At 60.9% G+C, this 6,384-nt stretch carries 6 protein-coding genes; all 6 read right to left on the bottom strand.

Annotation, left to right across the window (positions count from 1 at the left end; translation table 11 throughout):
• Positions 1 to 163: 163 nt before the first annotated feature.
• Positions 164 to 1,216, bottom strand: a complete 1,053-nt coding sequence (locus tag ACWR1S_RS24895) for an AI-2E family transporter (RefSeq protein ID WP_454565341.1) — start codon at positions 1,214 to 1,216, stop codon at positions 164 to 166.
• Between the two features lie 69 nt (positions 1,217 to 1,285).
• Complete coding sequence (locus ACWR1S_RS24890) at positions 1,286 to 2,092, bottom strand: DUF4892 domain-containing protein (protein WP_212621290.1); 807 nt, start codon at positions 2,090 to 2,092, stop codon at positions 1,286 to 1,288.
• 115 nt (positions 2,093 to 2,207) lie between these two features.
• Positions 2,208 to 3,062 (bottom strand): alpha/beta hydrolase, encoded by an 855-nt coding sequence (locus ACWR1S_RS24885; protein ID WP_454565340.1) that lies wholly within the window; start codon positions 3,060 to 3,062, stop codon positions 2,208 to 2,210.
• Positions 3,059 to 3,865, bottom strand: coding sequence for an alpha/beta fold hydrolase (locus tag ACWR1S_RS24880; protein ID WP_454565339.1), 807 nt, complete (start codon positions 3,863 to 3,865; stop codon positions 3,059 to 3,061). Before ACWR1S_RS24880 ends, ACWR1S_RS24885 begins: the two co-directional genes overlap by 4 nt.
• A 381-nt stretch (positions 3,866 to 4,246) precedes the next feature.
• The gene (locus ACWR1S_RS24875) at positions 4,247 to 4,690 is read right to left on the bottom strand and encodes a hotdog fold thioesterase (RefSeq protein ID WP_454565338.1); all 444 of its coding nucleotides are present in this window, start codon (positions 4,688 to 4,690) and stop codon (positions 4,247 to 4,249) included.
• Positions 4,691 to 4,721: 31 nt separating this feature from the next.
• Positions 4,722 to 6,377 carry an AMP-binding protein gene (locus ACWR1S_RS24870; protein WP_454565337.1) on the bottom strand — a complete coding sequence of 552 codons (1,656 nt, stop codon included), beginning with the start codon at positions 6,375 to 6,377 and terminating at the stop codon, positions 4,722 to 4,724.
• Positions 6,378 to 6,384: the final 7 nt, after the last annotated feature.

Raw genomic sequence — 6,384 nt, 5'->3', positions numbered from 1 at the left:
CAGCGAAGGAACCCCGAGCCCCAGCGAGCGGGCCGCACGCAGGAGCAAGCCTTTTGGGTTACTTTTTCGGCGTTTGGAAAAGGTGACACGCCGTAAGGGCGGAACCCTAAGCCGCCGTTACCGCAGCAACGGATATTCACACAAAACCCAAAACCCAAAACCGCTAGCGCCGCTCCTCAACCCGCCCCTGACTCTTACTCCAATCCGTCAACAAACTATAAGCCACCGCCAACAACGTAGGCCCGATAAACAACCCGATAAACCCAAACGCAATCAACCCGCCAAACACCCCAAGCAACACAATCACCAACGGCAAATTCCCGCCACGACTGATCAGATACGGCTTGAGCACGTTATCCACCCCACTGATGACAAACGTCCCCCAGATCCCGAGAAACACCGCCATCCCATACTCACCCTTCCACGCCAACCAGGCCGTAGCCGGCACCCATACCAACGGCGGCCCCATCGGAATCAGACTCAACAGGAAGGTGACAATCCCCAGCACCAACGCCCCCGGCACCCCGGCAATCAAAAACCCGATCAACGCCAGAACCGCCTGCGCCGCCGCCGTCCCGATCACCCCGTTGACCACCCGCTGCACCGTACCGGCCACCAACTCGATGTAATACCCGGCACGATCACCGATCAAACGCTCCAGCAGACTATGCACAAACGCCGCCAGTCGCGGCCCGTCGCGATAGAAAAAGAACACAAAAACGATGCTCAACGTCAGCTCGAGAATCCCGCCGCCAATCTGCGCACTGCGCGCCAGCAGCCAGTTACCGACCTGCCCCAGATAAGGTTTGATCGACACCATCAGCGCGGCACCCTGCTGATCGATGCTGTTCCACAGCCCGACCAGCCGTTCGCCTACCAACGGCAAAGTCCCCAGCCACACTGGCGCTTCCGGCAGACCGTCGACCTGCACATCCTTGATGAACGCCGTGGCATCGCGCACATGATCCGCGAGGTTGAACCCCAGCCAGACCAGCGGCGCCGCCACCAGCAGCATCCAGCCCAACGTCAGAATCGCTGCGGCCAGTGATTCACGGCCATTGAGCCAGCGGGTCAGCAGGCGCATCAGCGGCCAACTGGCAAACGCCAGCACCGCGCCCCAGAACAGCGCCGACCAGAACGGCGCCATCACCCACAGGCTGGCACCAAACAACACCAGCAACAGGATCTGCACCAGCAGGCGATCGTTATTGAGCATGGAGAGTCTCGAAAAAGTCAGTCAGGCAAAGAGTAGGCGAACACACGGCTCGTGCTCGCCAAAAACAGCTTACCGCAACAGATCGATGCGCAGGCCAGAGCCTTCGACACTGCCGGTTTCCATGCGTGCCGCCCGCACACCCTGATTGATCAACGCCTGGCGCCAGGCTTCGGCCTTGGGCCCGGAGACTGTCACGCGCAACGTCGTATCGAGGTTAAGACCACGGGAAATCAGACGTAGCCAGGTGTCATCCGGCTCATTCACGCGATCAGGAAAATCCAGCTCACCGGTGCTTTTCAGTTGACGCAACAGGGTCGCCGAGGTCGGCAGCAGCTCACCCAGCGGAGCAACCGCCTCGAATTGCTCGACATGCAGATAGGCTTTGCGATTGCCACGGGTGATGCTGTAAAGCGCCACCAGCGTGTTGTCGCGCGGCGCCGCCAGCCTCAGCAGCAGATAGGCCTGTTGCTCGTCGGCACCGTACAGTTTGGAATTACCGAACACCTCGTTGGCCCACAGGCTGCTTTCCCCGCAATCACGCGCCTGACACCAGAACAGCAATTCGGCGTCCTGTTTTTGCAGGGCCTCGCGAGCGGCGGTAAAAGCTTCGTTGGCGGAGTGTTCGGGTGGCAACTCGTAGGTCACCGAAGTGGTCTGGCCACGGGCGGTGACCTGGCCGTCGAAACGCAGTTGCCCGCTGATCTTGCGGATCGAACCCAGCGGATAGATCCGCTCCAGTTCAACCGGAGGGCGATAGTCGACGATCTGTGCATCGGCCAGACGCGGCACGATCTGCAGATCCTGACTGCCCGGCACATCGGCGGCGAACGAAACGGTACTGAAACAGCACAGTGCCAACAGACTGAGTGACCGCATAGTCAGGCTCATCGGATCGGCATGACTGGGTAATTCGAGGTCGCAGCGGTGTAGTAATCCATCGTGGTTGTCTCCCATTTCAACCCGCCCAGCCTCGACAGTTGCCCGCAGCAAGTCAAGGAATGGCGAAGAAGCGATTGAAACAGTCTGCGACAAGATCCGCCCCGGCCTCATCGTTCAGGTGCAAATGGTGCCCGCCCGCCAACTGTTCCCGGCTAAAGGGTAGACGTTCCAGCAACTCGGGATGTTTGGCCAGCATGCCGTCAGCCGCGACCACCAGATGCGCCGGGCAACTGACCCGCAGCGCGAAAGCCATCGCCTGCTCCTGGGTCAGACGCAGGGGCGATGGCAGGGTCAGACGATTGTCGGTGCGCCAGGTGTAGCCACCGGGCACCGGCATCAGGCCGCGCTGGGCCAACAATTCAGCCGCCTCACGGCTGACGGCGACCAGACCTTTGATGCGCGCTTCGATGGCGCGGTCAAGGGTGTTGTAGACCGGTTTGCGTTTTTCCCGCAGATCCAGCTGCGCTTGCAGGGCCATGCCCATACGCTCGGCCGCATTTTCGCCTTTGTCTGTAGGCGGAATCACGCCGTCTATCAGTGCCAGATGACTGATGCGTTCCGGTAACGAACCCGCCAGCACCATGGACACGATGGCACCCATGGAATGCCCGAGAAGGCCGAAACGCTTCCAGCCCAGTTGTTCGGCGACTTGCAGCACGTCATGGGCGTAGTCCCACAGTGCATACCCGGCGCCGTTTGGCCGATGCCCGGAATGCCCGTGGCCGGCCATGTCCAAAGCAATAATACGCAGGCCTTTGAGCTTGGGCGCCAGACGGGCAAAGCTGTTGGCGTTATCGAGCCAGCCATGCAGCGCGATCACCGGCAGACCGTCCTCGGGCCCGAACAAATGCGCGGCCAGTTCGATATGCGGCAGGCTCAGGCGCACTTCTTCGAAAGTCGGGCTCATGCGCAATCCTTGTCCTGACGGTTTTCCCAACGGGTAAACAGATTCTTCAATAACCGTGCGGTGTCCTGCGGGCGCTCAAGCGGGAACATGTGCCCACCGGGCATGCTCAGCGCCTCGCCCTGGGCCAGACGTGAAACGAAACGGGTGTGATGGCGCATGACCACGCGACTCGTGTGCCCGCGCACCACCGCCAGCGGCACTTGCAATTGACCGGTACGACCGGGGCTGGTGTGCGGTACACCGCGATAGATACTGATCTCGGTGGCCGGGTCGAAACGCAGCCGCAGTTTGTCGCCGACCTGATGCAAACCGTGTTGCAGGTAGGCGTCGAAGCATTCCGGATCGAAGCCACGGAACAGTGTTTTGCCAGCAAAGTAGCTGCGCGCACTGTCGAGATCGGCGAACTCTTCTCGCCGGCCAAGGGTGCGGCCGGCCGGGGTCAGCTTGTCGATGAAGCCAAAACGCTTGGCGGCACGGATCACCCACTGATCGGTGCGGGTCAGCACGGGTGAATCAAGCATCACCACGCCGCGATACAGCTCAGGGCAACGCAGCGCCGCGTGCAGGTGCAGCACGCCGCCGAAAGAATGGCCGACGCCCCACACCGGTTGATCCTGCTGCTGCAAATGGTGGATCAGCTCATCAACCAGGTTGTACCAGTTGTCGTCCGCCGGAAAACGCGGGTCATGGGCGTGCTGCTCCAGATGCGCAACCCGGTACTCGGGCGCCAGCGCCGCGAACAACTTGCCGTAGGTGCCCGAGGGGAACCCGTTGGCGTGGGCGAAAAAGATTGGTTGCGACATACCGGTAAATCCATGAGCGGGAAACGTGGCGTTGATTGTCCGTAAGACCGCGCCCTGGAGCAATGACCGTAACTGCCAGGAATGATGACAGTCCGGTCAGAGTGATGGTGTGTCAGGGAGATTGCTACCCCCTCACCCCAACCCTCTCCCCCAAGGGGGCGATGGGAAAAGGGAGCAGATCTCCATGCTTTTCCGAATCTGTATTCGACTCGGTACCTCGATGTACTTCGAATAAACCACTCGGTCAGTCCCCTCTCCCCCGGGGGCGAGGGAGAAGGGAGTCGATCTCCATGCTTTTCCGAATCTGTATTCGACTCGGCATCTCAGGTCGGTGTACTTCGATAAACAACTCGGTCAGTCCCCTCTCCCTCTGGGAGAGGGTTAGGGTGAGGGTGGCTGCTCACCCAGCGGCACCACCGCCATGGTCAGCCGCGACACGCAACTGGCCTTGCCTTCATCGCTGGTCAAGCGGATATCCCAGACATGGGTGGTGCGGCCAATGTGAATCGGCATGGCCACCGCCGTCACTCGGCCACTGCGCAAGCCGCGCAAATGGTTGGCGTTGATTTCAAGCCCCACGCAATAGAACTTGCTGGCGTCGATGCACAGGTAACTGGCCATCGAACCCACGGTTTCCGCCAGCACCACCGAGGCGCCGCCATGCAGCAAGCCGTAGGGCTGATGGGTGCGATGATCAATGACCATGCTCGCGGTCAGCGATTGCTCGTCGAACGCTTCGAAGCGGATGTCCAGCACTTCGCCGATGGTGTTTTTCTGGATTGCGTTCAACTGCTCGATGTTCGGAGTGGTACGCCACAAGCTCATCGCAGACTTCCTTTGTTGTTTTAGGGGTCGCTCAATCCTGCCACAGCACCGCCTCGCTGCGCTCGCTCCATTCTTCGAAACGCGCGCCATAGGTGTCTTCGATGACGTTGCGCTTGATCTTCAACGTCGGCGTGAGAAAGCCGTTTTCCACCGCCCAACTGTCCTTGACCACCACCAACCGCCGCAGGCGTTCGTGCTTGTCGAGCACAGCGTTGACCTCCTCAAGGAGTTTTTCCAGGCTCGAATGCAGGCTCGCCCGCCCCTCTTCCTGATTGACGCTCGACAGCACACACAAACCCAGCGGCGCACTCAGACCATCGCCGACCACGCACACCTGTTCGATGCGTGAATGCACGGCCAAACGGTTCTCGATCGGTGCCGGGGCAACGTATTTGCCCTTACTGGTCTTGAAGATCTCCTTGAGTCGGCCAGTCAGGCGCAGGCGCCCTTCGGCATCCTGCTCACCCTTGTCACCCGTACGCAGAAAGCCGTCCTCGGTCAGGGTCTCGGCGGTTTTCAGCGGTTCCTTGAAATAGCCGAGCATGTTCGCCTGACTGCGCACCTGCACTTCGCCCGACGCATCGATGCGCACTTCGACATCCGGGCATGGTTTACCGATCCAGCCCTGTTTGTATTGCCCGGGCAGGCAAATGTGCGAGTAACCGCAGCCCTCGGTCATGCCATAGACCTCCAGCACATCGAGGCCAAGTTTCTGATACCAGGCAAGCAAGGTCTGCGGCACCGGCGCGGCACCGGACAGCGCCACGCGCAAGGCATCCAACCCCAACCCCGCCAACACTTTGTGCCCGACCCGCTTGCCAATGAACGGCAGACCGAGGAGAAAATCCAGACGCTGCGCCGGGATCTTGCTGTACACGCCCATCTGGAATTTGGTCCAGATGCGCGGCACGCCGAACATCGCGGTCGGCCGCGCTCGCTGCAAGTCAGTGATAAACGTCTCAAGGCTCTCGGCGAAGAACACTGTCTGCCCGGTGTAGATCGACGCCAGTTCCACGAACATCCGCTCGGCGACGTGGCACAGCGGCAAGTACGAGAGCAGCCGGTCGTTCTCGTTGAGCCCGAACAATTGCGTGCCGCGCGTGGTAGCGAAACCGAGATTGGCAAAACTGTGCATCACGCCTTTGGGCAGGCCGGTGGTGCCGGAGGTGTAAATGATGGTTGCCAGTTGCTCGGCAGCCGGACGTGGATCGTCCTGAATCGGCGAACTGCGCTGCAAGTCCGCCCAGCTGAAATCGAAATCCCCGGGCGGGTGCAATGGCAGGCTGATGGTCGGCAGATCCGCCGGCACGCCTTTGGCCATGCCCGGCCAGTCGTCGAGTTTGCCGATAAACGCCAGCACGCTTTCCGAATGATTGAGCACTTGCGCGACGGAGTCGGCGGTGAGGTTGGGATACAGCGGAACAGAGACATGCCCGGCCATCCAGATCGCCAGGTCGGCGATGATCCAGTGTGCGCAGTTCTTCGAGATCAGGGCGATGTGGCTGCCTTGCGGCAACTCGCGAGCACGCAGCCAATGCGCGGCGCAGCGGGCCTGATGGCCGACATCCGCCCAGCTCAGCGTCTCGACCTGGCCGCCACCGACGGGCTGCACCAGAAAGCGCTGGCGCGGGTGTCGGGCTTCACGCTCGTAAAACACGTCCAGCGGCAAACGGAAGGCGGCAGACATGCGACTC

This window comes from Pseudomonas sp. AIG (assembly GCF_977020205.1).
This window is presented reverse-complemented; position numbering and strand designations above follow the sequence as displayed.

Bases quoted from the DNA above. Each gene is read 5' to 3' on its own strand.
- ACWR1S_RS24895 (WP_454565341.1), bottom strand. From the start codon at position 1,216: ATGCTCAATAACGATCGCCTGCTGGTGCAGATCCTGTTGCTGGTGTTG.
- ACWR1S_RS24870 (WP_454565337.1), bottom strand. From the start codon at position 6,377: ATGTCTGCCGCCTTCCGTTTGCCGCTGGACGTGTTTTACGAGCGTGAA.
- ACWR1S_RS24890 (WP_212621290.1), bottom strand. From the start codon at position 2,092: ATGCGGTCACTCAGTCTGTTGGCACTGTGCTGTTTCAGTACCGTTTCG.
- ACWR1S_RS24885 (WP_454565340.1), bottom strand. From the start codon at position 3,062: ATGAGCCCGACTTTCGAAGAAGTGCGCCTGAGCCTGCCGCATATCGAA.
- ACWR1S_RS24880 (WP_454565339.1), bottom strand. From the start codon at position 3,865: ATGTCGCAACCAATCTTTTTCGCCCACGCCAACGGGTTCCCCTCGGGC.
- ACWR1S_RS24875 (WP_454565338.1), bottom strand. From the start codon at position 4,690: ATGAGCTTGTGGCGTACCACTCCGAACATCGAGCAGTTGAACGCAATC.